We start from the raw sequence: 26,457 nt of genomic DNA on the forward strand, positions 1-26,457 counted from the left end.
GGTGAATAGAATTTTTCATATATTTTCATATATGTTTCTTATGGTAAGCATAACTAACACTTATGTATAACAAAAAAACGCCACATAACTGTGACGTTTTGAATATGATATTACTATTATTTAATTACTGAAGCGCTTTTAAGCTGGCACTAATCGTTTCGATTTTTGCGAGAGCATCAGCTTCTTTCTTTTTTTCTGAAGCTACAACTTGCTCGGGCGCATTGTTTACGAAACGCTCGTTAGAAAGTTTTTTCTGTACCGATTTTAAGAAACCTTCGGTATAGTTCAACTCCTCTGTTAGTTTCTTAATTTCCTCTTCAACATTAATTGCTCCAGCCATTGGAATAAAGTACTCATTAGACTTTACCCTAAAGGTTAATGTGCCTTCAAGAGGTTCTGTAACCGTTTCAAGATTAGAAATATTACCCATTTTTGCAATAACACTATTATAGGATGCCTCTAAACCTTCATTATTAATTACTGAAAGTTCAATAGCATCTTTAAAAGCAATATTCTTTTCTTTTCTTATAGTTCTAATACCCGAAACTGCTTCTTTTACCAATTCAAAATCCTCGATGAGTTTTGAATCATAAGACTCTAATTCTGGATATTTTGAAATAATTAAAGCTTCTTCTGGCGTTCGCTCTGCCATATACTGCCAGATTTCTTCTGTTAAAAATGGCATAAATGGATGTAAGACTTTAAGATTATCCTCGAAAACTTGTATAACGGCATTAAATGTTTTTGCATCTATTGGCTTACCATAAACGGGCTTAACCATTTCTAATAGCCATCCGCAAAAATCATCGTATATTAATTTATAGCTTGTCATTAACACATCGGACAAACGATATTTACTGTAATTATTTTCTGTATCGGCTAATGCTTTTTGGAATCTAGCTTTATACCAATCTATGGCAATTTTAGAAGACTCTGGCTGCTCTATATCTGCAACATCCCAGCCTTTTACCAAACGAAAAGCATTCCAAATTTTATTGGCAAATGATTTTCCTTGATTACACAACTCTTCGTCAAACATTAAGTCATTACCCGCAGCAGAACTCAACAATAAACCAACACGTACACCATCAGCGCCATAATCTTCAATAAGCTTTAATGCATCTGGAGAATTACCTAGAGATTTAGACATTTTACGACGTTGCTTATCGCGCACTAAACCTGTGAGATATACATTTTGAAAAGGACGCTGTCCTTTAAACTCATAACCAGCAACAATCATACGTGCCACCCAAAAGAATAGAATATCTGGTCCTGTTACCAAATCGTTTGTAGGATAGTAGTAGTTTATTTCTTCGTTTTCAGGATTTCGTATGCCATCGAACACGCTAATTGGCCATAACCAAGAGCTAAACCATGTATCTAATGCATCGGCATCTTGGCGAAGGTCTTCAATTTTAAAAGACGTCTCTCCCGAAGTTTCGGAATCGCTCGAAGCGACAGATAGCTTTTCTTTAGCCAATTTAAAGGCTTCTTCTTTTGTTTCTGCAACGACGAAATCTTCTTTTCCATCACCATAATAATAGGCAGGGATTTGCTGTCCCCAACGTAATTGACGCGATATGTTCCAATCACGGATGTTTTCCATCCAATGACGATACGTGTTGTTAAAATGTTTTGGATGGAGCTTAATCTCTTCCGTCTCTAAAACTGCTTTAATAGCAGGTTCTGCCAAATCTTTCATCTTTAAAAACCATTGGTCCGACAGGCGTGGCTCTATAATGGCCTTTGTACGCTCTGAAATACCAACACGATTCGTATGGTCTTCTATCTTAACAATAGCGCCGAGCTCTTCAAGCTCTTTAACAATTTCTTTACGCACAACAAAGCGGTCTTTACCTTCGTAATGCAAACCATAAGAATTTAAAGTAGCGTCTTCATTAAAGATATCAATAACTTCAAGATTATGCTTATCGCCTAGCATTTTATCATTCTCATCATGTGCTGGCGTAACCTTAAGACATCCTGTACCAAATTCTAAATCGACATACTCGTCTTCAATTATAGGCACCACCCTGTTGTTGATTGGAACTATAGCTCTTTTCCCTTTTAGGTGTATGTGGCGTTGGTCGTTAGGGTTAATACATATTGCAGTATCTCCTAGTAAGGTTTCTGGTCTAGTTGTAGCGATTGTTAAAACGTCGTCCGAACCTTCAATTTTATAATTTATGTGATAGAGTTTTCCTTGCTTTTCAACATAATCAACCTCTTCATCAGACAGAGTCGTCTTTGCTTCTGGGTCCCAATTTACCATTCGATATCCGCGATAAATCAAGCCCTTGTTGTACAAATTAACAAATACCTTAATAACCGCTTCGGACATATCATCGTCCATTGTAAATTTTGTTCTATCCCAATCACATGAGCATCCTAACTTCTTTAGCTGTTCTAAAATAACGCCTCCATATTCTTCTGTCCATTCCCAAGCATGCTTTAAGAATTCGTCTCTAGACAAATCGTTTTTATCTATGCCTTGTTCTTTTAATTTAGCGACGACTTTAGCTTCTGTTGCAATGGATGCGTGATCTGTACCTGGCACCCAGCACGCATTTTTACCTAATAATCGAGCACGACGTATTAAAACATCTTGAATGGTATTATTTAGCATATGCCCCATGTGTAGCACTCCTGTTACGTTTGGTGGAGGTATAACGATAGTATAAGGCTCTCTTTCGTCTGGTGTTGAATGAAAATAATTGTGCTTCATCCAGTAGTCGTACCACTTACTTTCTACTTTAGAAGCGTTATATTTTGAAGGAATTTCCATGTTTTGGTATCGTTTTTGCTAATAACTGACAAAAGTACTTATATTTCTTTTTTTGAAGAATAATTGTATAGATAATGTACCTAAAAAGTTTGATTATTGTTAAATAGGATGCATTACAACGGATTAATTTTGCAGAGAACGAAAAAGTACATAATTTTGATAGACTAATTTTTTAAAATTAAAATGATGAAAAGAATAATTACAATTTTATTTATCGGAGTCATGAGTTTAGGCTTAACTGCTCAAGACAAGAAGGTTGCGAAAATTGAATTTAAAACAGACGTTATTGATTACGGAACTATAGAGAAAGGTGCCGACGGTGTTCGAACTTTTGAATTTACGAATACAGGGAATGCGCCTCTTATTATATCTAGTGTTAAATCTACCTGCGGTTGTACTGTACCAAAAAAACCGAAAGGACCAATTATGCCAGGCGAGAGCGGAGAAATTGAAGTTAAATACGATACTAATCGTGTAAACCCTATTAGAAAAACAATAACTGTTATATCTAATGCTGATACTCCGACAGTAGCTTTAAAAATTAAAGGTTTAGTTATTGACCCTAGTAAAAGTAGTGTCTTAGACAAAAAAGGAAAAAGTTCAGTAGAGCAATAAAAATTATAAAATTTATTTAATTAGAGCCTTCAATCTGAGGGCTCTTTTTTTTGAAGACATCGTCTAATTTAAATTTAATCAACCGAGTTTTTCCACCTCTTTCTACAAGTAATCTCAGTAAAAATCCTTTTTTGTTATAAAAATATTCATTGACTTGTTGAAGTGTTAATTCACTGACATCCTTTTTATTTATTGATAAAATTATATCTCCCAATTTTACTCCAGCCAAATCTGCATTTGAATCTTTACGCAGTTCAACTACCTCGTAAGAAGGTTTTAGAACATATTTGTAAGTATCCGAAAAATCTATTCCTAAATTACCTTCTACTTCTCGTCCATAACTATCTGTCGCAACTTGTTTCTGTCGCTGCTTAACCATCCTTACTCCTCTTTGCTCTAAAACAATACCACTATTATTGTAATAAAATGGTAATTTAAAGTTCCCATTTTTCTTTAACCATAAAGCATTGTTGCTGTAGTCGAAAAAAACATTAAATCGCTTTAAGATATTCCCAGCGACACTGCCGTTTCTTCCTTTTATTGTTCTAGCGGTACTTAGATACAATGAATCTGGGTAAGCTACATTAACGTTTTTAAAACCAAACGTGCTTAATTCGAAAAACGGTAGTTTAGAACGTAAACCATAAACCGGGCCACTTAGTCCCTTCCCTAAAAAATCTTCAAAATATAAGGAGTCTGAAACTTTTATTTCGGATTTACTTCCTTCGAACAACCATAAAGAGTCGCCTCCACCTGTATCTATAAGAAGTTTTACAGGTATTTTTTGGTCTTCATAGGAAACAAATCCTTTAACGTAAGGCTTTCTATTTATTAATTCTATGGATACCCTTTTCCATTTCTTTGATGCTTTAGGCTTGAAAAATCGCCTTTTATGCAATCTTATATATTTAGATTGATAATTAATTTCAACAATAAAATCCTTAAAAATATCATATCCAATTATTCCATGAACAGGTACACCTAATCGCGCCGTAAAGTTAATACTAGGATCGAAAACCATGGATATATCTCGATTAACAGCTATAGCTTCACCGACTTTTATTATGTTTCCTCTAGAACGTATAGCTTGAACATTACCATTTCGCCCTAAACCCCTAAGATAAGATTGTTCAGTATTTTTTATCTGAAGCGAATCTAAATTTGCAAGATTAAAAAGAATAGGCCTACTTACTCCTGTATCTAAAACGAAGGATAGTTTTATGCCATTTAACTCTACTGGCATAACAATAATATTGTTTATCAGCTTAAACCTGATTTTTGAACTTTTATTAGCTCTAAGATTAAAGCTATTTTGCGAATTCATAAAAAGGCAAAAACCAAATAAAACAGTTGTAATTAAAAACTTAATAGGTCTATCTGGGATATTCATTAAAATAAAAATACAATTCTACCTGTAATACCTTAATTTTGCAATGATTTTTTAAACAAACTTTAAGACTTTAAAATACGTAAATAATTATGCCAAGAATTTCTGAAAAAGGTCATAAAATGCCTTCGTCTCCAATAAGAAAGTTGGTGCCGTTTGCAGAACAAGCCGAGAAAGATGGAAAAACCGTTTACTATCTTAACATTGGTCAGCCAGACATAAAAACACCTCAAGTAGCTTTAGACGCTGTTAAAGTACATTCCCTGGATATTTTAGCATATACCCGTTCTGAAGGCTCTGAGAATTACAGAAAAAAGATAGCCAACTACTACAGTAAAAACAACATCAATGTAAAGCACGACGATATTATTGTTACTACTGGCGGAAGCGAAGCCTTACTTTTTGCTTTTGGCAGTATTATGGACGAAGATGACGAAATAATTATACCAGAGCCTTTCTACGCCAACTATAATGGGTTTTCTACGGCATCTGGCGTTAATGTTGTCCCGGTTATTTCTAAAATAGAAGATAATTTTGCCTTACCTCCTATTGAAGATTTCGAAAAATTGATATCGCCAAAAACAAAGGCAATTCTTATATGCAACCCTGGAAATCCAACAGGTTATTTATATTCAAAAGAAGAAATAAAAAAATTAGCAGATTTAGTTAAAAAGCATGATTTATTTTTAATAGCCGATGAAGTATATCGCGAGTTTGTTTATGACGGTATTTCTCATTACTCTATTCTTCAAGAGGAAAGCTTAAAAGAACACGCCATAGTTATAGATTCCGTATCTAAACGCTATAGTATGTGTGGTGCCAGAATTGGATATTTGGTATCAAAAAACCGAGAAGTAATTCAGACTGCCTTAAAATATGCTCAAGCTAGATTAAGTCCTCCAACCCTAGCGCAAATTGCTAGTGAAGCGGCTTTAGATACTCCTGACTCTTACTTCATAGAAGTTATTGAAGAATACGTTGGCAGAAGAGATACACTAATTACAGAATTGGAGAAAATCGATGGCGTTAAGGTCGCTAAACCAAATGGTGCCTTTTACTGTATTGCACAATTACCCGTAAAAAATTCTGATCATTTTGCGCAATGGCTATTAGAGCATTTTAGTTATGATAATGAGACAGTTATGGTTGCTCCTGCTGCTGGATTTTACTCTTCACCAAACGTAGGTCTAAACCAAATTAGGATTGCATACGTACTTAATGAAAACAGTTTAAAAAAAGCTGTAAATATTATTGCTGAGGCATTAAAAGTCTACAAAGATTAAATGACCATCGAAGAAAACGTATCATTAAAGCGCTTTAATACTTTTGGTATCGAGGCCAAAGCTCAACGTTATGCAGATATACAAACTCTAGACGACTTAAAATCTATTTTAAAACTAGAAGCATCCAAACCAATTTTTATCTTAGGAGGTGGTAGCAATATGCTCCTAACCAAAGATATTGATGCGCTTGTTTTACATTTAAATCTTAAGGGGATTTCTGTTGTTGAAGAAAGTAATAACCACATTATCCTAGAAGCAAATGCGGGAGAAAACTGGCACGATTTCGTACTCTATTGTATCGAAAAAGGTTACGGAGGTGTTGAAAATATGTCTTTAATTCCAGGAAATATTGGCACTGCTCCTATTCAAAATATCGGTGCTTATGGTGTAGAATTTAAAGATGTTTTTGAATCTTGTAAGGTTATTGACATAAAAACACAGTCTGAAACAACTTTCTACAAAGACCAATGTAATTTTGGTTATAGAGAATCGATATTCAAACAAGCATTAAAAGGTAAATGCATAATAACAAGCGTCCGTTTAAAACTTACCAAAAATCACCATAACTTAAGCCTAGACTATGGTGCCATAAGGAATCAATTGCTTGAGGTAAATATTACAAATCCAACAATTAAAGATGTATCAGACGCTGTAATTGCCATTAGAAAAAGTAAGCTACCAGACCCCAAAGATATTGGCAATAGCGGAAGTTTTTTTAAAAACCCTGTAATTACCAAATCGCAATTCAAGAAACTTCAGAATAACTTTCCTAATGCCCCACATTATGTGGTTTCTGACTCAGAAATTAAAGTTCCTGCTGGTTGGCTTATCGAGACAGCTGGTTTTAAAGGAAAACGATTCGGAAACTACGGTGTACATAATAAGCAGGCGCTTGTCCTCGTTAATTATGGAAACGCTTTAGGTAAAGACATTTACAATCTGGCACTACTTATACAACAGACAATTTACAGACTATTTAGCATAAATATCGAAACAGAAGTAAATATTATTTAATTTTAAGCCATTGCCCTAACGCTAACTAAATTAAACAACATTGAGTCAGAATATAGAACAACGCATCGTACAACTTCTCCAACGTCAAGACCATTTTGCCTTGAATTTACTTTATGAAAACTATTCAGACAGTTTATACGGTGCCATTCTTAAAGTGACAAAAAATGAAGAAATAGCCGAAGACGCCTTACAAGAAACATTTATAAAAGTTTGGAAAAACGCCCATAAATACGATGCATCTAAAGCCAAGCTATTCACGTGGCTATTTCGGATTGCTAGAAATACAGCTATTGATAAGTTAAGGAGTTTTAATAATCGTTACCATAAAGAAGTCCAAATCGACAACTCTAACGTATATATTTTACCTGGCAACAAGTTAAATCAAGATGTATTAGACATTAAAGAACACGTAGCCAGACTAGAAGAAAAATATCAAATTGTGCTTAATGCTTTATTTTTTGAGGGCATGACACAACAAGAAGCAAGTGACGAGTTAGATATTCCGCTCGGAACAGTTAAATCTAGACTAAAAATTGGCTTACGAGAGCTAAAAAAAGTTTACGATTTTTAAATTAATAATTATGGAAGAAAAATTACAATCTTTTTTACAATCGGGCTTACTAGAGCGTTATTTAGTAGGTGACACTTCCATTGCTGAAAATTTGGAAGTTGAACACCAAATAGATAATAATCCCGAAATTGCAGAGGCTTTTGAAGAACTGCAAACCAATCTAGAAATTGTTGCCAAGGCTAATGCTGTAGAGGCACCTTTAGGTGTATTAAATAAGATTTTAGAATCTACAAAAGAAGAAACTAAAGTTATAACAATGCCGCAGCGTAAAACACCTTGGTATAGCATTGCTGCAAGTGTTGCCGCTGTAGGATTTGGTTTATGGAGTCTTGTGTTGTACCAAAAGAATCAAGCTCTAAGTAGCGAGAATAATATCGTAGTTGAGGAGATTTTTGACCTTCGAGACGATATCGATAAAAACAATTCTAAATTAGATGCATTGGCAATTCAATTACAAAAACTGAATAATCCTGACTCTAGAAAGTATGTCTTAGAAGGAAACGAGCGTGCTAAGAATTTAAAAACTGTAGCATACATTAACCCTATTGAAAAAACCTCTATGATAGACGTAGTGTCTTTGCCTAAACTACCAGAAAACCAATATTATCAATTAAGAGCAGAACTCGAGGATAAAATGGTTAGTCTCGGCTATTTAGAAGACTATCAACGTTCCTTAAAGCCAATACCTTACATGGAGGACGCTTTAGCATTGAGCATAGTTATTCAAAATAAAAATGGCTCCTCTTCTTTAGAAGAAACTGAAGTTGCCGAAATATCACTTAAAGATAATTAAAGACAATATTGAAATAATTTATAAGCCGCCTTTTATGGCGGCTTTTTTTTCTTATAACACGTAAGACAATCCATCAATATTTCTACAAAAGCAGTATCTTTGTCTTGATTTTAGATATTACTAATATGAAACTGCTACTTATAACCCTTGGACTTTTACTTCTAGCTATTGCAGGTATTGCAATAAAAATTTGGGCTAAAAAAGATGGTAAATTTGCAGGGACTTGTGCTAGTCAAAATCCAATGCTTAATAAAGAAGGAGAAGCCTGCGGTTTTTGCGGAAAAACGCCAGACCAATTCGATTCTTGTTCTGAACCTCAACACTCATAGTCTATAAATGACTATAATCTCTATACTGTTTTATCTTTTTCTAGTTATTGCTTGTATTCAGTTAGCTTACTACAGTATATTTCTAAGTTTTTTTGGTTTGAGTAAGCCAAAAAAAGGCAAAGCTTACAACATTCCTGTATCGGTAATTATTTGTGCTAAAAATGAAGCCGAGAACTTGACACAAAATCTTCCAAAAATACTCGAACAAGATTACAAAAGTTTTGAAGTTGTTTTAATCAACGACAGCTCTTCTGATGATACATTAGAGGTTATGGAAAGTTTTGCTGAGAAACATCGGAACATTAAACTAGTTGATGTAAAATCTATAGAACCCTTCTGGGGAAATAAAAAATATGCCTTGACATTAGGCATAAAAGCAGCCAAACATGATTTTTTGATTTTTACCGACGCAGATTGCACACCCAATTCTAATCAATGGATAACACACATGGCTAGACATTTTAGTAAGAAAAAATCAATCGTTCTTGGCTATGGTGCTTATAAGAAAATCAAGTATTCGCTACTTAATAAACTCATTCGCTTCGAAACACTGTTCTCCGCTTTTCAATATTTTTCTTATGCTAAAGTTGGCAACCCTTATATGGGCGTAGGACGGAATTTAGCGTATAGAAAAGCACAATTCTTTACTAGCAATGGTTTTATTAATCACATGTCTACTAGATCTGGTGATGATGATTTGTTTATAAACGAAAATGCAACAAAAGGGAACACAGCACTGTGTTATTCACCAGAAAGCTTTACAGTTTCAGAACCTAAAAAAACCTTTAAATCATGGTGGATTCAAAAACGTAGACATGTAAGTACTGCGCACGAGTATAAGCATTTAGATCAATTTTTGCTGGGGTTGTTCTACGTGAGTCAAATATCATTTTACACTTTAGCTGTCATCCTTCTTATTGCAGGTTTTCAATGGAAAATTGTACTTGGCATTTTAATTCTTAGAATTATTATCTTATACCTTACAGTAGGATACTCTGCGAAAAAATTAAATGAAAAAGACTTAATACTGCTAACGCCTTTGCTTGAAATTTTTCTAATTATTTTTCAATTAGCTATATTTAGTGCTAATATCGTTTCAAAACCAAAACATTGGAAATAAAAAAAGCCATTAAGCTTGCTAAGGATAACAACCAAGCTGCATTTAAATTTTTACTAGATACCTATTGGAACGATGTTTATGGTTTTCAGTTAAAACGGACAGAAAATGAGAATGATGCAGAAGATATTACTATTCAAACGTTTTCTAGAGCATTTGATAAAATACACACATTTGATGATAAATACGTCTTTAAAACTTGGCTGATAACCATTTCAAAGAATATTCATGTCGATTTAATTCGTAAACACAAATCGTCCATTAGAAGTAAAATACAAACTAAAGATGATGATATAGTTTATGATATTCCAGACGAATCACCAACACCAGAAGATAAAATTATTCGAGAGCAAAACCTGGCAAAGCTCCTTAAAAACATCAAAAAATTAAAACCGCATTATCAAGAAGTAATTAACCTAAGATACTTTCAAGAGATGAGTTACAAGGATATTTCCGAAGAGCTCAAAGAACCTATGAATAATGTAAAGGTTAAGCTCCTTAGGGCGAAAAAATTATTAGCGCAAATTCTAACAAATCCTAATGCTTAGTCGTATTAAAAAACTAGGTCCTGGCTTACTGTTTGCGGGAGCGGCTATTGGGGTATCTCACTTGGTACAATCAACAAGGGCAGGCGCCGATTTTGGTTTTGGCTTGGTTTGGGCATTATTGCTAGTAAATCTTTTTAAGTATCCATTTTTTAGGTATGGACCACAATATGCCATGGCAACTGGCGAGAGTCTTATAGACGGCTATTATAGATTAGGAAAAGTATTTTTAGCACTGTATTTCTTACTCACTTTTGCCACGATGTTTACCATACAAACAGCAGTTACTATTGTAACAGCAAGTTTAACCTCCTATGTTATTTACGAGTTTGAAACGGTATCATTTGTAGGGTACACACTAACTAGTGTTCAAATATGGACGCTTATTATTTTACTAATTTGTATTGCTATTTTAGTTCTGGGACGTTATAAGTTTTTGGACCGTTTGATGAAATTGATAGTACTCACCCTTACACTTTCTACTATACTATCGGTTTTCGCTTCAGGTTTTAATTCTGAAAATCCTTTGAGCATCCGTCAAATATTCCCAGAGCAGTCACAATGGCTTTTTTTAATAGCATTTATGGGTTGGATGCCAGCGCCTTTAGATATTTCCATTTGGCATTCCGTTTGGTCATTAGAGAAAAAGAAAGACGACAACTTAGTCGATTTCAAATCATCTATTTTCGATTTTAATATAGGATACATTACAACTATTCTCCTTGGATTAGGTTTTCTTACGCTTGGCGCCTTAGTTTTTTATGGCTCTGGTGAGGTGTTACAAACATCGGCAGCAGGATTTTCTTCTCAACTTATCATAATGTATACAAATAGCTTAGGAGATTGGGCTTATGCAATTATTGGCATTGCAGCAGTTACTACAATGTTTAGCACCACACTTACAACCTTTGATGCTTCGCCAAGAGTAATGTCTCGTACTACGGCGCTTCTCTCAAATTTTAAGTTCAAAGAAACATATAGACTATGGTTAGGTGTTTTATTTGCCGGAACATTGTCTATATTCTTTTTTCTAAGTGCAAATCTTGGAGACTTAGTACAAATAGCCACGGTTTTATCTTTTTTAACCGCACCTTTTTATGCTATTGCAAACTATAAACTTATTAACGCCGAGCACGTTCCAAAAGCCTATCGCCCAAAAAGAATAATAAACATATTAAGTTGGTTAGGTATTGTTTTTCTAGTTGGTTTTAGTGTGTGGTTTGTAACAATTCTTTAGCTTAATTTTTGTTTTTTACTTTGTATCTTTGTGCTATTGAAAAAGAAATTTTAATGGAGACTACAACTGCATCTAATATACTTCCAGAACGTAAACCAAAATGGCTTCGTGTAAAGCTTCCAACAGGAAAGAAATATACCGAACTTAGAAGCCTTGTAGATAAATACAAATTAAATACTATTTGTACATCTGGCAGTTGCCCCAATATGGGTGAGTGTTGGGGAGAAGGTACTGCAACTTTTATGATTCTTGGAAACATCTGCACACGTTCTTGCGGATTTTGCGGGGTAAAAACAGGCAGACCAGAAACAGTGGATTGGGACGAGCCTGAAAAAGTAGCGCGTTCTATTAAATTAATGAATATTAAACATGCTGTTCTTACAAGTGTAGACAGAGACGATTTAAAGGACATGGGCAGTATTATGTGGGCAGAGACTGTTAAAGCGGTGCGACGAATGAATCCTAATACTACCCTCGAAACTTTAATTCCAGATTTTCAAGGTGAAGAAAGACACATAGACAGAATAATAGAGGTAGCGCCAGAAGTTGTCTCCCATAATATAGAAACCGTTAGACGCCTTACAAGAGAGGTAAGAATACAGGCCAAATACGACCGTAGTATGGGCGTTTTAAAATATCTAAAGTCCCAAGGTCAGCGTAGAACCAAATCTGGAATAATGCTAGGTCTAGGAGAAGCGCGTGAAGAAGTGATACAAACCTTACACGATCTGCGCGAAAACGACGTCGACGTTGTTACTATTGGGCAATATCTTCAACCAAGCAAAAAACATTTACCAGTACAACGTTTCATTAATCCAGACGAATTTGAAGAATACAAAGAGATTGGATTAAATTTAGGCTTTAGACATATAGAAAGTAGCGCTTTGGTTCGTTCTTCTTACAAAGCGCAAAAGCATATTAATTAATGATTTCCGTTGCAATTAATGGTTTTGGCCGTATCGGAAGGCGCTTTCTTAGGTTATCGCTACAAAATCCAAATATTAAAATTGTTGCAATAAACGATTTAGCAGATGCCAGAACACTGAGCCATTTGCTTAAGTACGATAGTATTCATGGTGTTTTAAATAGAGAAGTAAGTTATAGTGAAAACTCAATTTGTATTGAAAATATAACCATCCCTTTACTAAACGAAAAAGATATTTCTAAAATTAATTGGTCTTCGTTTCAGCCTGATTTTGTGTTGGAAGCAACAGGGAAATTTAAAGAAAAAGACCAATTACTTCATCATATAACTAATGGCGCAAAACAGGTAATTCTATCCGTACCACCTATCGACGATGATATCAAGACCATAGTCCTAGGCACAAACGACCACATTTTACAAGGCAATGAAAAGGTTATTTCTAATGCGTCGTGTACTACCAATAATGCTGCTCCGATGATAAAACTAATGCACGAAAATTTTGGTATTAAACAAGCCTATATCACTACCGTTCATAGCTACACCACCGACCAAAGCCTACACGATCAACCACACAGAGATTTAAGGCGTGCCAGAGCTGCTGGTCAGTCCATCGTTCCAACGACTACTGGTGCAGCAAAAGCTTTAACCAAAATATTTCCAGATTTATCTAACGTTATCGGAGGATGTGGAATTCGCGTTCCTGTGGCAAATGGCTCGTTAACGGATATTACATTTAATGTCGAAAAAGAAGTAGACATAGAGACGGTTAATTCAATATTTAAAAAAGCTGCTGACACGAGTTTTAAAGGTATCATCCAGTATACCGAGGACTCCATTGTATCTGTTGATATTGTTGGTAATCCTCACTCCTGTATTTTCGATTCGCAAATGACCTCCGTTATTGGTAACATGGTTAAAATTATTGGTTGGTACGATAACGAAACAGGATATAGCCAGCGTTTGCTAGACTTATTATGTAATTTATCGGACAAAAATACACTTTTATCGAATAAATAATTATATTTGTTGTAAAACAGATGTTAATGTCCCAAATAAAATACATCATTTTATTTTTTTATACTGTTGTTGCCTACACTGCTCATGGGCAAACAACAAGTAATCTTAACCAACGTGATTTAGAGATATCGCTTCAAGAAAAGCTTAAGCAAGCTGAACTGTTTATAGACAGAGATAACTATCCTAATGCCATACAAAATTTAAACGAGGCCCTAAAACTTGCTCAAACCGCAGATGACAAAAAAAGCGAAGGTGTTATATATACTAAAATAGGCAAGCTTCAATATCTACTTAAAGAATATGATAAGGCTATCTCGTCTCTTAACAAAGCAGTAAATATTCAGAGAGAGAACGATGATAGAATTAATCTTGGGCTAACTTATAATATTAGAGGTGTAATTCTTAGTAACCAAAAGGAATATAAAAACGCTTTAAATTTTTTTTCAGAAGCACTTCTAAATTTTGATGAACCGAGTTCAGAAAAATATCAAGCCGAAGTAAATCTTAATGAAGCTCGGGTTTATCTAGACTTAAATCAATTAGACAATGCAAAAACCAAGTTAGAGCGTGCCATAGTAATAGCTAAAAAACATGATTTAAACCGAGTTTTATCCAGCAGTTACATCCAAAATGCTAAGGTGTACATTGCAAAGAAAGAATACAATTTGGCATTGGATCAAGTACAAGAAGGCTTAAATATTGCTTTAGAAAACGATTTAATGTATAACATAAATGACGCTTACTTAACGCTAAGCCATGTTTACCAAAGCAAAAATCAGTTTAAATCCGCACATCTATACCTTAACAAGCACCTGCAACTATCGGATTCTTTAAATAAGGTCCAATTAGAAAAATTACCTTTAAACACTAGGACAAACAATATGTATGGCTTAGCCGATAACAGTAATCAACAACTTGAGAATCAAGCCACAGAAGCAGATGCTGATAGTAATTTAGCGAGAATTACCACCATTCTTAGTATTTCTTTAATTACAATTTTATCATTATTAACGTTATCCCTATACAAGAATAATAATATTAGACTTAGGACTAACAATATGCTTCAAATTAAAAATGACGAGCTTATTGTTGCTAAAGAAAAAGCTGAGTTAGCATCTAAGACAAAGGCCAATTTCTTATCTACAGTTACGCACGAGCTTCGCACACCGCTATACGCAGTCACCGGTCTTACCAATTTATTGTTAGATGAGTCGCCTAAGGAAAACCAAATACCGCATTTAAAGTCATTGAAGTTTTCTGGAGATTACTTACTAACTTTTATAAATGATATCCTTCAAATTAATAAGATTGAAGCTAACAAAGTAGAGTTAGATCCTGAGGATTTTAACCTAAAAATAAAGATTGAAAATGTTGTTGCGGCACTAAACAATTCCGCCAAAGATAACAATACACAAATCCATTTGGATTATCAAGAAGACCTTCCTGAAACCTTTATTGGTGATCAACTAAAAATATCCCAAATTCTTATTAATCTGATTGGTAACGCTATAAAGTTTACCAAAGATGGAGATATATGGATACGCGTAAAATCTAAATCTGTAGACCAAAATAATTACAGACTTTTATTCGAAATCGAAGATAATGGGATTGGGATTTCTAAAGAAAAACAAGAACAGATGTTCGAGAGTTTTTCTCAAGGATCTATTCAAATCAACAGAAAATATGGTGGCACAGGCCTAGGATTATCTATCGTAAAAGGACTAATTAAAATTTTAAAAGGAGATATCTATCTGGAGAGTCAATTAGGACAAGGCACTACCTTTTTCTTTGAGTTACCTTTAACGCATGTAGTAGCTAAGAAAAAAGAATTACCTAAAGAAAGCAAACACATAGAAAACATTAAGACATTGGATTTAGAAAACATTAAAATTCTAGTGGTTGAGGACAACAAAATCAACCAAATGATTACTAAAAAGATTCTCACAAAAATGGGACTAAACTGTGAGATTGTAGATAATGGCGAAGACGCGGTAGAAAAAGTTAAAAATACCGAATATAATGTTGTATTAATGGATATTCACATGCCTGGTATTAGTGGATTAGAAGCTACCAAACGCATAAGAGTATTTAATAAAGAATTAACCATTTTTGCCCTAACAGCTGTAACACTAGAAGACAAAATGCAAGAATTTGACGAAGCTGGATTCGATGACATTATTTCTAAACCTTTTAAACAAGAAACCTTCGAAAAGAAGTTATTCACTGCGCTTTCTGGTAAAACCGAAGCTACAACCTAGCCTACATAGTCTAGAATTAACTTGTTGAATTCTGAAGATTTATCAATGTTTATCTCTATGGGAATATAAAACAATGTCTTCAGGAGACTTTCTTCAGTTAATAGGCGCATATAATCTTTTTCAGTAGTAAGTATAATTTCTTTCTGCTCCAACAGTTCAATATCCTTTAGCGTAAAATTATAATGATCACCATATTCTACATGCTGAAAATCTAATGCTTTCGATTTTAAATACTCCACTAGCGGGTTTGCATTAGCTATGCCAGTAACAAGTGTAAAATGCCCAAGCGATTCTAAAAGCTTCTTCTCTGTAGCCGAAAATACCATATCGCTGTATGCAATATGACTAAAAAATACGTGTTGATATGTTTTAGGAGAAATTTGACTAATTATATTCTGCTTTTCAGCATCATCCAGTTTAGAAGGACATTTGGTAATTACAATAGCATCAGCACGCTTTGCACCAGAACGAGGCTCTCTTAAATTTCCTGTAGGTAATACCATATCTTTTGTATAAAGATTGTGGTATGAACTTAATAAAATATTAAATCCTGCTTTTACTTTTCTATGCTGATAAGCATCGTCTAGCAGAATAACGTTAGGTTGCGGTTCTAACGTTCTTAATTGTTCTATACCATTTTGCCTATCTTCATCTACAGCGACGTAGATAGAATCAAACTTGTTATAAAACTGAAAAGGCTCATCGCCAATAGTATCTACATTTTCATCGTCGTCTGCCAACAAAAAACCCTTAGTAATACGTTTATAACCACGGCTTAATGTGGCTACCTTTTTATTAGATAAAAGTCGAATAAGATATTCTATCATTGGTGTTTTCCCTGTACCGCCAGTACTTAAATTTCCCACACAAATCACAGGAAAATCATAAGATTTCGAAGCTTTTACACCAGAATCATACAATCTGTTTCGCAACCATGTTACCAAATAGTAAATCGGCACAACCGGAAATAATAGGATTCTAAGGAATTTCATGATAACGAAAGTAATATATATCTTTAATATTTATATTTGAAAAAAAGACAAATTCAATGCTTGTACAAGATGTTATTAATCAATTACACGAATTAGCGCCACTAGCTTACGCAGAAGATTTTGATAATGTCGGGCTCCTTGTAGGAAACAAAAACCAAAAAGTTAGTGGCATTTTAGTAACACTAGATACTCTTGAAACAGTTGTTGATGAGGCTATTGAAAACGATTGCAATCTTATTGTAAGTTTTCATCCTATAATATTTAGCGGCTTAAAAAAGCTTACTGGCAAAACCTATGTAGAACGTGTAGTTATAAAAGCCATTCAAAACAACATCGCCATTTTTGCTATTCATACAGCTTTAGATAATGCGCTAAATGGGGTAAACTCAATTATTTGCGACCAATTAGGACTTACAAACAAGAAAATATTAATTCCACAAAAAGGAACCATAAAAAAATTAACAACCTACGTACCAAAGGCTAATGCCGATGACCTAAGACAGTCCTTATTTAAAATAGGTGCTGGTAGCATTGGCAACTACGATAATTGTAGCTTCAATACCGATGGTATAGGCACGTTTAAGGGTAACGAAGACTCAAATCCGGTGGTTGGCAAGATAGGGCAACTTCAAAAAGAAGAAGAAACTCAGCTTAATATTACGTTTCATAAACATTTGGAATCTCAAGTCATAAAAACCTTACTCTCAGAACATCCATACGAAGAGGTTGCTTACGAAATTACGACTCTAGAAAATACCAACCAACATATCGGGATGGGCATGATTGGTGAGTTAGAAAAGCCTCAGCCTTACAAAGACATACTTTTATTTGTTAAGATACAAATGAATTGTGGCATAATTAGGCACTCTGCTTTATTAAAAAAATCCGTAAAAAAAATTGCAGTCCTTGGTGGTTCTGGTGTTTTTGCAATTAATGCCGCAAAAGCCGCTGGTGCTGACTTGTTCTTAACAGCAGACCTTAAATATCACGATTTTTTTACGGCCGAGGATAATATAGTAATCGCAGACATTGGACATTATGAGAGTGAGCAGTTCACAAAAACGTTTTTAGTAGACTATCTCTCGAAAAAAATTACTAATTTTGCGCCTGCCTTACCGTCAGGTAGGGTAATTTTATCAAACACAAATACAAATCCGGTAAAGTATTTATAATTATGGCAAAAAAAGCTGAAGCTACTGTAGAAGAACGTTTAAGAGCATTATACGATTTACAACTAATCGATTCTAGAGTAGACGAAATAAGAAACATCAGAGGAGAGCTTCCTTTAGAAGTAAGAGATTTAGAAGACGATGTTGCAGGCCTTAATACAAGATTAGAAAAACTTAATGATAGCCTAGAGACTTTAGACCAAGAGATTAAGGCAAAGAAAAACCAAATCGAAGAGTCTAAAACATTAATCTCTAAATATTCAGAACAACAACAAAACGTTAGAAATAACAGAGAATACAATTCTTTAAGTAAGGAAATTGAGTTTCAGGAATTAGAAATTCAGTTAGCCGAAAAGCATATTAAAGAATTTAAAGCGCAAATCGAGCAAAAGAAAGAAGTTATTTCTGAGACAAAAGACAAACTAAAAGAGCGCACAGAGCACCTTAAGCACAAAAAAGGTGAGCTGGACGAAATTCTTAAAGAAACTGAAAAAGAAGAGAAAGCACTGATTGAAGAATCTGAGAAATTTCAGAAAAAAATCGAAGAACGATTAGTAGTAGCTTACAAGCGCATTAGAAATAATGTAAAAAACGGATTAGCTGTTGTACCAATCGAAAGAGGTGCGTCTGGTGGGTCATTTTTTACAATACCACCACAGGTACAAGTTGAGATTGCTGCACGTAAAAAAGTAATCACTGACGAGCATAGTGGTCGTATTTTAGTAGATGCTGCTTTAGCAGAAGAAGAAAAAGAAAAAATGGATAAATTATTCGCTAAGCTTAGCAAATAATTTTCTAATACAGTTTTAGCAAAGCCTCTGATAATCAGAGGCTTTTTTAATACATAGCTTTTAAGATTCAGTCTGTTTTCACGGCAATTCGGGATAACATCAACATCTCTGATTATATATTCTCGACTACCTACTTTAGCATAATTTTAAAACCTTTAAAATTAAGGTTGGTTAACTTTGTTCGACTATTGAAAAAGAAAACAAAAATCCCATGAAAAAACTCATTCCTATTTTAGGTGTTGCCCTATTATTTAGCTGTAATAATGCAGCTCAGAATATTACCGAAAAACAACAAGCTGTTATTAATGCAGAGCCAATTGAAGTACCCTTAAAAGACGGTAAAGCCCGAGCCTATTTTGCCAGCGGCTGTTTTTGGTGTGTCGAAGCCATTTACGAAAGCGTAGAAGGTGTAGAAGAATCTATAAGTGGCTATTCTGGCGGCTGGACCGATAACCCTACTTACGAAGCCAGCAACACCGGACGCACAGGACATGCCGAAGCTGTAGAAATTATTTATGACCCTAACGTCGTAAGCTTTGCCACTTTAGTAGATGTCTATTTTGCATCACAAGACCCAACACAAGTTAATGGTCAAGGTCCAGATAGAGGCTCGCAGTATCGTTCCATTATTTTTTATCAGAACGATGAGCAAAAGAAAATTATTGAAGAAAAGAAAGCAGCATTAGCAAAAAAACTCGATGCTAAAATTGCTGCAGAAATATATCCCTTTCAAAAGTTTTGGGTAGCGGAAGACTACCACCAAGATTACGAAAAACTACATCCTAACCAGCGTTACATACAAGCTGTGTCGATACCAAGATTAAAGCGATTTCAGGCAAAAATGCCAGAAGTGCTAAAGAAAAACGCAAAGCATTAAAACATAAACCCGTTAGAAATTCTAACGGGTTTTTTATTTTTAGTATTTTGGTTTAGATATAAGTGATATATCACTACCATTATTGATATAATTACGTTGTACAACATTAAAAAATGATGCAAAAGATACTGATAACAATAATATTTGGACTTCTTTTTTCTTCTTGTCAAGAGAATGAAAAACTCAATTCACTTGAAAAGAGTACTGAAGTAAATAAATGGAATATTGAAAAATTAAGTATTAGAGCCCGTCAACATCTTGACAGCACCAATTGGGATTTAGAATTATTAAATCAAGACATTGAAACATATAATAAGTATTCTGAGATTTTTCAGAGTTATCCTTTAAACAAATCCCCTTTTCCAATAGCTGAATATGACTATGCTGTTTCCAGTATTCCATTTGTAATTGAATTGGACTATGTCGTTCTCAAAGGTGTTAGAATTGGAGAATACGAAAATCCAGAAAGTGAAAAGATAATCGATAAACTGACTTTGCTGATTTTAACAAATGATAAAGATTCTGAGGAAAACACACTGGTAGACTCTAGAAATTATCCTTACTTAACTGCTCAAGGAAAAATTGAGGCTAATAATAATGACTTTGATTGGGTATTTTCGTCAAGTCCAGATGGATTTTCAACTTTAATTTTGAATATGAAGCTTTTTGATTTACGATTTGGAGAAACTATTATTATTTATCCTCAAAAAGACAAATCATTCTTCTATGAACAAATTGAGGATTCACCAAATAATTACGAAAATTTCGAAGAATTCAAGAAGAAGATTATAAGTAATCCAAAAGTAAAAAATCAATTGGATTCCGAAAAGAATATTGAATAAAAAACGTTGTATAACAATCGCTATAAGTAATGACGCCGTTCTCTTCTACTTCTGAAAATCTTTTCTGATTTTCTATTCCGTTTGTATTTGCTAATTTAGATACTGAAAATAGTAACTAAATATTTACTAATTACTCAACCGATTTATTTAACGCATATGCAAAAACCATTTTTTTCAATATTTATGTGTGCTCTATTCTTCTTTTCTAAAGGTCAGTCGGAATTAGAATCTAGATTTAAGACTGCAAATTCTAATATGGAACTTAGAAACATGTACCAAAGAATAATCTGGAACATGTCTCCTCTAAACCAATATGTCTTTGACCAAGTTAAAGGCGAAGTAAAATATCTTGTTGAGGATAATGGCTATGAGGTCATTGCAAAAACAAAAATTCTAGGAACATTAAATTTTGATGATAATACTTTCCTATGGTCAGATAAAAACCCTTCGGTTTACGATAACCAAAGTGATAAGGTCGCGGCGTTTAGAAATTCATTACCAGAAAAATACCAAAAGGACAAGTTTAAACCCAAAGGTGATATTTTAGGGAATCTATTGTCACTGTTTAGTTATGAATTGAATGCTAACGCTTATGACCGTCAACGTCAGGATAATGTCTTAATTTTTTATACGCTGCTCGATATTACCATTTTCAAAGATGGTGAAGAAATACATAAAATTACTCCTGATAGCTATTCGATTTCAGTTGAAAATCCTAAGTATACCAATCTTATAAAAGCATTCCATAAAGAAAAACTTGATATTAATACTAAATACAAAAACAAGAAGCTCAGTTTTGACGATGCTTTTGATGACATTGAAAACGTACATTTAAACTATTGGTTAAATGAAGACGATTATTTTTTTCCATCCTTATGTTGGCCATGTAATTTTGATGAAAAAATAGTATCGGACTGGAAAGAATTTAAAATCGATGACAACCGATATTTTGTAATGTACAAAACCTTTTTTGCGGATCGTTACGAAACATATGCCTATGAAATTGATTTAAATGCTAAAGGAACCAAAGTGATAATTAACGAGTTTTAAAAATTAAGTAGAGCCTAAGTAAGAAAACTATTAAATTACTTAGCAACTCTAATTCTTTGTGGCCTTTATCTCAAAAATCATAGGAAATAGTTGGTCTTTCATTTTATAAAGACCTGCCTCGGTTTTAACTAAATTAGGAAATACATCGTACGGACTTTCATCATATTCGTTTAAATAGTCTATTTGCAAACCCGCTTCAATTAGTGCGTTGACCACTTCGCCCAAACCGTGGTTCCAACCATATTCTTTACTAACCATTTTTGAGTTTTGGTCTGCATAAGTGCCTTGATATTCATCGTAAATGACCTCATCTTGGTTGTAATGGTATTTCATTTCAAGTTTGTCATCCGTGTAATCAAACATCCACAAAATAGGATGAAATTCTACGATATAAAATACACCTCCTGGCTTTAAACGTTCGGCAATCATTTGCGCCCAAGGTTTTAAATCGGGTAGCCAACCAATAGTTCCATAACTCGTAAAAACAATATCAAAAGTTTCAGATATATGCTGAGACGTATCCAAGACATTACAGCAAACAAACTGGGCATCTAAGCCTAGTTCTTCATTTAATTGCTTAGCCAAATTTATGGCTTCATCACTTAAATCTACAGCAGTGCACTTAGCGCCCATCCTACTCCAACTCAAGGTGTCTTGCCCAAAATGGCATTGCAAATGCAATAAGGATTTTCCTGAAACATTGCCTAATGCTTTCAACTCGTATGGCATTAAAGAGCTTTTTCCAGCTTTAAAAGCTTCCATATCATACATATCGCTTTGGGCATGCACAGCTACTTTTTTGTTCCAAGTGGCTTTATTAGTTTCAAAATAGTTAGTCGAATCACTCATGGTTGCTTAATTTAGCATACAATTTAAATAACTTTTTCAAAAAATGAGGTCGCTATTCACAATTCTATGTATCTGTTTGTTAGCTGTAAGTTGCAAATCGGATAAAAAACAAGACGCAGTAGACAACGTAAAAGAGGAACTTTCTATAGCTCAGAAAATTGCAAATGCCCACGGGTTTGAGAACTGGAAAAATGTAACCGAAGTTCAGTTTACCTTTCAAGTCGATAGAGATACCATAAAAGGAAGCGGTCGTACTTGGTCATGGTTGCCAAAAAAAGACAGCGTTTATCTAAAAGCTGGAGTTCAGGATGTAAAATACAGTCGTAGAGACCTAGATAGTCTGCCTAAAAATGCAGACAGAGCTTTTATCAATGATAAATATTGGCTTTTAGTACCGTTTCAATTGATTTGGGATTCTGGTGCTACACTATCAGAACCCAAAAAAGCAAAAGCGCCAATTAGTAATAACGAAATGGATATGATAACGATTCTTTATCCTAGCGAAGGTGGCTACACACCAGGTGATGCATATGACATCTACTATGACAAAGATTATTTAATTAAAGAATGGACCTTTAGAAAGGGAAATGCGCCTGAGCCTTCTTTATCTAACACCTTTGAAAATTACAAAGATTTCAATGGCATTAAAATTGCCATTGACCATAAGAAAGATAACGGCAGTTGGAATTTAAATTTTACCGACGTAAAGGTATTAACCGAAAATTAGAGACTTATAGCACAATGTAAGTTTCGCGTGGGTCTTTCGACTTAAGACGTATAGCTTACATTTTCCGCCCTTGGGCGTCTATATATTTTGAAGGTTGTCATTTATTTGGCAACCTTTTTTTATTCAATAATCTCAGTTTAATTCTTAAGCCTTAAATCCTTATTTTTGTTAGACACCATAAACAACTAAACTTTGTCTCATTATAAATTAGGCCTTGATTTTGCTAAAGAGCTCGACAAAAACGACCAATTAGCAAACTACCGTAATCAATTTCACATTCCTAAAGATGAAAATGGAAATGAATTGATTTACATGACTGGAAACTCTTTGGGTTTACAACCAAAAATCACAAAAGATTATATACAGCAAGAGCTTGACGATTGGGCAAAACTGGGTGTTGAAGGCCATACTGAAGGCAAACATCCTTGGTTACACTATCATGAATTTCTAACGGAAACCATGGCAGAAATTGTCGGTGCAAAACCTATTGAGGTAGTGGTGATGAATTCGCTCACCGTCAACCTTCATTTAATGATGGTGAGTTTTTACCAACCCACAAACAAACGTTATAAAATCTTAATTGAAGCTGACGCCTTTCCGTCAGATAAATATGCTGTGGAATCGCAATTGAGACATCATGGCTACGATGATAAAGAAGGTCTAATACTTTGGGAAGCTAGAGAAGGTGAAGAATTAGCCAATTACGAAGATTTAGAAAGCATTTTAGAGCAACACGGCGACGAGATTGCATTAATCATGATTGGTGGTGTTAACTATTACACCGGGCAATTTTTCGATTTAAAACGTATTACTGAGCTTGGTCACAGCTATGGCTGTACTGTTGGGTTTGATTGTGCGCATGGTGCGGGAAATGTGCAATTAAACCTCCATAATTCTGGTGCCGATTTTGCAGTTTGGTGCACCTACAAATATTTAAATTCTGGCCCAGGAAGTTTGTCAGGTGCTTTTGTACATGAGCGTCACGCCAACAGAAAAGACCTCAACCGTTTTACAGGTTGGTGGAGCCATAATAAGGAAACACGTTTTAAAATGCGTGATGAATTTGACCAGTTGCCTGGTGCCGAAGGTTGGCAATTAAGCAATCCGCCTATTTTATCTATGGCTGCGATTCGAGCCTCATTAGATGTTTTTAAATCCGCTGGATTCGATAAACTATGCTTGAAATCGAAGGCACTCACGGGTTATTTTGAGTTTTTAATCAACGAACTCAATAATTCAGACATTAAAATCATCACGCCAAAACATCCAGATGAACGTGGTTGTCAATTATCAATTCAGGTTAAAAATGCAGACAAAGCTCTACATGGCAAGCTCACCAAAGCTGGAATCATAACAGATTGGCGCGAACCAGATGTTATTAGATGTGCGCCAGTGCCTTTATATAATTCTTTCGAAGATATTTATCAGTTTGTAGAGCGATTGAAAACATTATTATGAAAGAAAAAAAACAAAACATACTCATCATCGGCGCAGGACTTTGCGGCAGCCTTCTCGCATTACGTTTAGGACAACGCGGCTATAATGTTACGGTTTACGAAAAACGACCAGATTTACGTAAAGTCGATATAAGCGCAGGTCGCTCCATAAATTTAGCATTTTCAGACCGCGGAAACAAAGGTATGAAGCTCGTCGGATTAGAAGAAGAAGTGAAGAAATTATGCATTCCAATGAATGGACGAATGATTCATGATAAAGAGGGAAACACGTTTATGTCCAACTATAGCGGTCGCGATTGTGAATATATTAACTCTATTTCACGTGAAGATTTAAATTCGCTATTACTAACTGAAGCCGAAAAGCACGAAAATGTAAAAATTCACTTTAATAAAGGATGTAAACGTGTTGATTTTGAAAATACAACGGCAGAATTCAAAGATTATGTAGATAATTCAGTATTTATAGAAGATGCCGATGTGATTATCGCAACCGATGGCGCAGGTTCGGCATTACGTAAAAGCTACTACTTAGGGAAGAAATTTTTATTCAGCTTTTCGCAAGATTATCTCACCCATGGCTATAAAGAGCTTAGTATTTTACCTACTGAAGATGGCGGTTATAAAACCTTTAAAAATGCCCTTCATATCTGGCCTCGCGGTGATTTTATGATAATCGCTCTACCAAATTTAGATGGTAGTTTTACAGTGACGCTTTTTTTAAGCTATGACGATGGCAAATACAATTTCAATAATTTGACCACGCCAGAAATCGTTACGGAATTCTTCCAAAAAGAATTTCCAGATGCATTAGAAATTATGCCAAATCTGGTTAATGATTTTTTTGAGAATCCTACAGCGCCTTTAGGCACTATAAAATGTTCGCCATGGCATTACAAAGGCAATACATTGCTTATGGGAGATTCTGCGCATGCCATTGTCCCTTTTTACGGTCAAGGTATGAACGCTTCTTTTGAAGACGTCGTGGAATTTGATGCTGTTTTAGATGAAGGTCATGATAACTGGGAAGCCATTTTTAAAGCTTACGAAAAACGACGAAAAAAAGACACTGATGCTATAGCAGACTTAGCTATAGACAACTTCCACGAAATGAAAGACCACGTCGGCCAAGCTATTTTTCAAGAAAAACGAAAAATTGAAATGGCTCTAGAAAAAGAATTTCCAGAAGACTACTCATCAAAATATAGTTTAGTCACTTTTAATGAAGTCATTGGCTACAGAGAAGCTATGCTGAGAGGTCGTGCACAAGATAAAGCCATTTTAAATATGTTATCGGACGGTGAGATTTCAACTGCGCTAGACCTGACAGACAAAAACGTTTTAAAAGAAATTTTAGGTAAAGTAAAAAAACAAACTGAGGCTATTCTTGAAGATGATAGAATTGCTGGATTATATTAATAATTATGAGTGAAAAAACAGTAACACCAAGAGGCGCATATCCACACACAAAACGCGTGGGTGATTTTATATTTGTGTCTGGCACAAGTTCTCGCAGACCAGACAACACCATTGCAGGAGTAGATATCATTGACGAGATGGGTACAAAAAAACTCAACGCCTACACACAAACTCAAGAAGTCTTAAAAAACATAAATCGCAATCTCGAAAAGGAAGGCGCCAGCCTTAAAGATGTGGTAGATGTGACCTCATTTTTAGTTAATATGAATGATTTTGCAGATTACAATAGAGCTTATGCAGAATTTTTTGATGTAGCAACTGGCCCAGCTCGAACAACAGTAGCTGTGCATCAATTACCACATCCAGATTTAGTGATTGAAATTAAGGTGATGGCTTATAAACCTGAATAAT

General features: G+C 34.6%; 25 protein-coding genes. 21 read left to right on the forward strand and 4 right to left on the reverse strand.

What is annotated here, in order from left to right:
• Positions 1-124 precede the first annotated feature (124 nt).
• The gene (locus tag DFQ05_RS05265) at positions 125-2,785 is read right to left on the reverse strand and encodes a valine--tRNA ligase (RefSeq protein WP_132704336.1); all 2,661 of its coding nucleotides are present in this window, start codon (positions 2,783-2,785) and stop codon (positions 125-127) included.
• 186 nt (positions 2,786-2,971) lie between these two features.
• On the opposite strand from DFQ05_RS05265, the gene DFQ05_RS05270 reads away from it, so the two are divergent.
• Positions 2,972-3,400: a DUF1573 domain-containing protein gene (locus tag DFQ05_RS05270; RefSeq protein ID WP_132705085.1), complete on the forward strand. Its 429-nt coding sequence runs from the start codon at positions 2,972-2,974 to the stop codon at positions 3,398-3,400.
• 16 nt (positions 3,401-3,416) lie between these two features.
• Here DFQ05_RS05270 and DFQ05_RS05275 read toward each other — a convergent pair whose 3' ends face one another.
• On the reverse strand, positions 3,417-4,643 hold the full coding sequence (locus DFQ05_RS05275) for an aspartyl protease family protein (RefSeq protein WP_241974216.1): 1,227 nt from the start codon (positions 4,641-4,643) through the stop codon (positions 3,417-3,419).
• 236 nt (positions 4,644-4,879) lie between these two features.
• On the opposite strand from DFQ05_RS05275, the gene DFQ05_RS05280 reads away from it, so the two are divergent.
• From DFQ05_RS05280 to DFQ05_RS05330, 11 genes are all read left to right on the forward strand, one after another.
• Complete coding sequence (locus DFQ05_RS05280) at positions 4,880-6,070, forward strand: pyridoxal phosphate-dependent aminotransferase (RefSeq protein ID WP_132704340.1); 1,191 nt, start codon at positions 4,880-4,882, stop codon at positions 6,068-6,070.
• Entirely contained in the window at positions 6,071-7,084 is a 1,014-nt protein-coding gene (gene murB / locus DFQ05_RS05285) for a UDP-N-acetylmuramate dehydrogenase (RefSeq protein WP_132704342.1), read from the forward strand.
• A 40-nt stretch (positions 7,085-7,124) separates the two neighbouring features.
• The gene (locus tag DFQ05_RS05290; protein ID WP_132704344.1) at positions 7,125-7,655 is read left to right on the forward strand and encodes an RNA polymerase sigma factor; all 531 of its coding nucleotides are present in this window, start codon (positions 7,125-7,127) and stop codon (positions 7,653-7,655) included.
• A 10-nt stretch (positions 7,656-7,665) separates the two neighbouring features.
• Entirely contained in the window at positions 7,666-8,448 is a 783-nt protein-coding gene (locus DFQ05_RS05295; protein ID WP_132704346.1) for an anti-sigma factor, read from the forward strand.
• Positions 8,449-8,573: 125 nt separating this feature from the next.
• Positions 8,574-8,777, forward strand: coding sequence for a membrane or secreted protein (locus DFQ05_RS05300; protein ID WP_132704348.1), 204 nt, complete (start codon positions 8,574-8,576; stop codon positions 8,775-8,777).
• 97 nt (positions 8,778-8,874) lie between these two features.
• Positions 8,875-9,897: a glycosyltransferase gene (locus DFQ05_RS05305; protein ID WP_338419699.1), complete on the forward strand. Its 1,023-nt coding sequence runs from the start codon at positions 8,875-8,877 to the stop codon at positions 9,895-9,897.
• A complete protein-coding gene (locus DFQ05_RS05310; RefSeq protein WP_132704350.1) occupies positions 9,888-10,442 on the forward strand; it encodes an RNA polymerase sigma factor in 555 nt (184 codons plus the stop codon). Before DFQ05_RS05305 ends, DFQ05_RS05310 begins: the two co-directional genes overlap by 10 nt.
• Positions 10,435-11,676, forward strand: a complete 1,242-nt coding sequence (locus tag DFQ05_RS05315; RefSeq protein ID WP_132704352.1) for an NRAMP family divalent metal transporter — start codon at positions 10,435-10,437, stop codon at positions 11,674-11,676. Before DFQ05_RS05310 ends, DFQ05_RS05315 begins: the two co-directional genes overlap by 8 nt.
• 53 nt (positions 11,677-11,729) lie before the next feature.
• Complete coding sequence (gene lipA, locus DFQ05_RS05320) at positions 11,730-12,602, forward strand: lipoyl synthase (RefSeq protein ID WP_132704354.1); 873 nt, start codon at positions 11,730-11,732, stop codon at positions 12,600-12,602.
• Complete coding sequence (gene gap, locus DFQ05_RS05325) at positions 12,602-13,618, forward strand: type I glyceraldehyde-3-phosphate dehydrogenase (protein WP_132704356.1); 1,017 nt, start codon at positions 12,602-12,604, stop codon at positions 13,616-13,618. The genes lipA and gap overlap by 1 nt, the downstream gene beginning before the upstream one ends.
• A 26-nt stretch (positions 13,619-13,644) precedes the next feature.
• Positions 13,645-15,876 (forward strand): tetratricopeptide repeat-containing hybrid sensor histidine kinase/response regulator, encoded by a 2,232-nt coding sequence (locus DFQ05_RS05330; protein ID WP_132704358.1) that lies wholly within the window; start codon positions 13,645-13,647, stop codon positions 15,874-15,876.
• Here DFQ05_RS05330 and lpxK read toward each other — a convergent pair.
• Entirely contained in the window at positions 15,873-16,868 is a 996-nt protein-coding gene (gene lpxK, locus DFQ05_RS05335) for a tetraacyldisaccharide 4'-kinase (protein ID WP_132704360.1), read from the reverse strand. The genes DFQ05_RS05330 and lpxK overlap by 4 nt on opposite strands.
• A 56-nt stretch (positions 16,869-16,924) precedes the next feature.
• Between lpxK and DFQ05_RS05340 the strand changes: the two genes are divergently transcribed.
• The 5 genes from DFQ05_RS05340 (at position 16,925) to DFQ05_RS05360 (ending at position 21,597) form a co-directional block, all read left to right on the forward strand.
• Positions 16,925-18,040 carry a Nif3-like dinuclear metal center hexameric protein gene (locus DFQ05_RS05340; protein ID WP_132704362.1) on the forward strand — a complete coding sequence of 372 codons (1,116 nt, stop codon included), beginning with the start codon at positions 16,925-16,927 and terminating at the stop codon, positions 18,038-18,040.
• Between the two features lie 2 nt (positions 18,041-18,042).
• A complete protein-coding gene (locus tag DFQ05_RS05345) occupies positions 18,043-18,828 on the forward strand; it encodes a zinc ribbon domain-containing protein (protein WP_132704364.1) in 786 nt (261 codons plus the stop codon).
• Between the two features lie 211 nt (positions 18,829-19,039).
• Positions 19,040-19,705: a peptide-methionine (S)-S-oxide reductase MsrA gene (gene msrA / locus DFQ05_RS05350; protein WP_132704366.1), complete on the forward strand. Its 666-nt coding sequence runs from the start codon at positions 19,040-19,042 to the stop codon at positions 19,703-19,705.
• A gap of 113 nt (positions 19,706-19,818) precedes the next feature.
• The gene (locus tag DFQ05_RS05355) at positions 19,819-20,547 is read left to right on the forward strand and encodes a hypothetical protein (protein WP_132704368.1); all 729 of its coding nucleotides are present in this window, start codon (positions 19,819-19,821) and stop codon (positions 20,545-20,547) included.
• A gap of 156 nt (positions 20,548-20,703) precedes the next feature.
• The gene (locus DFQ05_RS05360; RefSeq protein WP_132704370.1) at positions 20,704-21,597 is read left to right on the forward strand and encodes a DUF6882 domain-containing protein; all 894 of its coding nucleotides are present in this window, start codon (positions 20,704-20,706) and stop codon (positions 21,595-21,597) included.
• 48 nt (positions 21,598-21,645) lie between these two features.
• On the opposite strand, the gene DFQ05_RS05365 is transcribed toward DFQ05_RS05360, so the two are convergent.
• Entirely contained in the window at positions 21,646-22,446 is an 801-nt protein-coding gene (locus tag DFQ05_RS05365) for a class I SAM-dependent methyltransferase (RefSeq protein WP_132704372.1), read from the reverse strand.
• A gap of 43 nt (positions 22,447-22,489) precedes the next feature.
• Here DFQ05_RS05365 and DFQ05_RS05370 point away from each other — a divergent pair, with 43 nt between their 5' ends.
• The 4 genes from DFQ05_RS05370 (at position 22,490) to DFQ05_RS05385 (ending at position 26,456) form a co-directional block, all read left to right on the forward strand.
• Positions 22,490-23,173 carry a hypothetical protein gene (locus DFQ05_RS05370; protein ID WP_132704374.1) on the forward strand — a complete coding sequence of 228 codons (684 nt, stop codon included), beginning with the start codon at positions 22,490-22,492 and terminating at the stop codon, positions 23,171-23,173.
• Positions 23,174-23,365: 192 nt separating this feature from the next.
• A complete protein-coding gene (gene kynU, locus DFQ05_RS05375; protein ID WP_132704376.1) occupies positions 23,366-24,631 on the forward strand; it encodes a kynureninase in 1,266 nt (421 codons plus the stop codon).
• Positions 24,628-26,046: an FAD-dependent oxidoreductase gene (locus DFQ05_RS05380; protein ID WP_132704378.1), complete on the forward strand. Its 1,419-nt coding sequence runs from the start codon at positions 24,628-24,630 to the stop codon at positions 26,044-26,046. Before kynU ends, DFQ05_RS05380 begins: the two co-directional genes overlap by 4 nt.
• A gap of 5 nt (positions 26,047-26,051) precedes the next feature.
• Complete coding sequence (locus DFQ05_RS05385; protein WP_132704380.1) at positions 26,052-26,456, forward strand: RidA family protein; 405 nt, start codon at positions 26,052-26,054, stop codon at positions 26,454-26,456.
• The last annotated feature ends 1 nt before the right edge of the window (position 26,457 follow it).

The sequence above is a fragment of the Winogradskyella wandonensis genome, from assembly GCF_004346845.1.
Taxonomy (GTDB): Bacteria; Bacteroidota; Bacteroidia; order Flavobacteriales; family Flavobacteriaceae; genus Winogradskyella; species Winogradskyella wandonensis.

Bases quoted from the DNA above. Each gene is read 5' to 3' on its own strand.
- DFQ05_RS05265 (WP_132704336.1), bottom strand. From the start codon at position 2,785: ATGGAAATTCCTTCAAAATATAACGCTTCTAAAGTAGAAAGTAAGTGG.
- DFQ05_RS05270 (WP_132705085.1), top strand. From the start codon at position 2,972: ATGAAAAGAATAATTACAATTTTATTTATCGGAGTCATGAGTTTAGGC.
- DFQ05_RS05275 (WP_241974216.1), bottom strand. From the start codon at position 4,643: ATGCCAGTAGAGTTAAATGGCATAAAACTATCCTTCGTTTTAGATACA.
- DFQ05_RS05280 (WP_132704340.1), top strand. From the start codon at position 4,880: ATGCCAAGAATTTCTGAAAAAGGTCATAAAATGCCTTCGTCTCCAATA.
- murB (WP_132704342.1), top strand. From the start codon at position 6,071: ATGACCATCGAAGAAAACGTATCATTAAAGCGCTTTAATACTTTTGGT.
- DFQ05_RS05295 (WP_132704346.1), top strand. From the start codon at position 7,666: ATGGAAGAAAAATTACAATCTTTTTTACAATCGGGCTTACTAGAGCGT.
- DFQ05_RS05300 (WP_132704348.1), top strand. From the start codon at position 8,574: ATGAAACTGCTACTTATAACCCTTGGACTTTTACTTCTAGCTATTGCA.
- DFQ05_RS05315 (WP_132704352.1), top strand. From the start codon at position 10,435: ATGCTTAGTCGTATTAAAAAACTAGGTCCTGGCTTACTGTTTGCGGGA.
- lipA (WP_132704354.1), top strand. From the start codon at position 11,730: ATGGAGACTACAACTGCATCTAATATACTTCCAGAACGTAAACCAAAA.
- gap (WP_132704356.1), top strand. From the start codon at position 12,602: ATGATTTCCGTTGCAATTAATGGTTTTGGCCGTATCGGAAGGCGCTTT.
- DFQ05_RS05330 (WP_132704358.1), top strand. From the start codon at position 13,645: ATGTCCCAAATAAAATACATCATTTTATTTTTTTATACTGTTGTTGCC.
- lpxK (WP_132704360.1), bottom strand. From the start codon at position 16,868: ATGAAATTCCTTAGAATCCTATTATTTCCGGTTGTGCCGATTTACTAT.
- DFQ05_RS05340 (WP_132704362.1), top strand. From the start codon at position 16,925: ATGCTTGTACAAGATGTTATTAATCAATTACACGAATTAGCGCCACTA.
- DFQ05_RS05345 (WP_132704364.1), top strand. From the start codon at position 18,043: ATGGCAAAAAAAGCTGAAGCTACTGTAGAAGAACGTTTAAGAGCATTA.
- msrA (WP_132704366.1), top strand. From the start codon at position 19,040: ATGAAAAAACTCATTCCTATTTTAGGTGTTGCCCTATTATTTAGCTGT.
- DFQ05_RS05355 (WP_132704368.1), top strand. From the start codon at position 19,819: ATGATGCAAAAGATACTGATAACAATAATATTTGGACTTCTTTTTTCT.
- DFQ05_RS05360 (WP_132704370.1), top strand. From the start codon at position 20,704: ATGCAAAAACCATTTTTTTCAATATTTATGTGTGCTCTATTCTTCTTT.
- DFQ05_RS05365 (WP_132704372.1), bottom strand. From the start codon at position 22,446: ATGAGTGATTCGACTAACTATTTTGAAACTAATAAAGCCACTTGGAAC.
- DFQ05_RS05370 (WP_132704374.1), top strand. From the start codon at position 22,490: ATGAGGTCGCTATTCACAATTCTATGTATCTGTTTGTTAGCTGTAAGT.
- DFQ05_RS05380 (WP_132704378.1), top strand. From the start codon at position 24,628: ATGAAAGAAAAAAAACAAAACATACTCATCATCGGCGCAGGACTTTGC.
- DFQ05_RS05385 (WP_132704380.1), top strand. From the start codon at position 26,052: ATGAGTGAAAAAACAGTAACACCAAGAGGCGCATATCCACACACAAAA.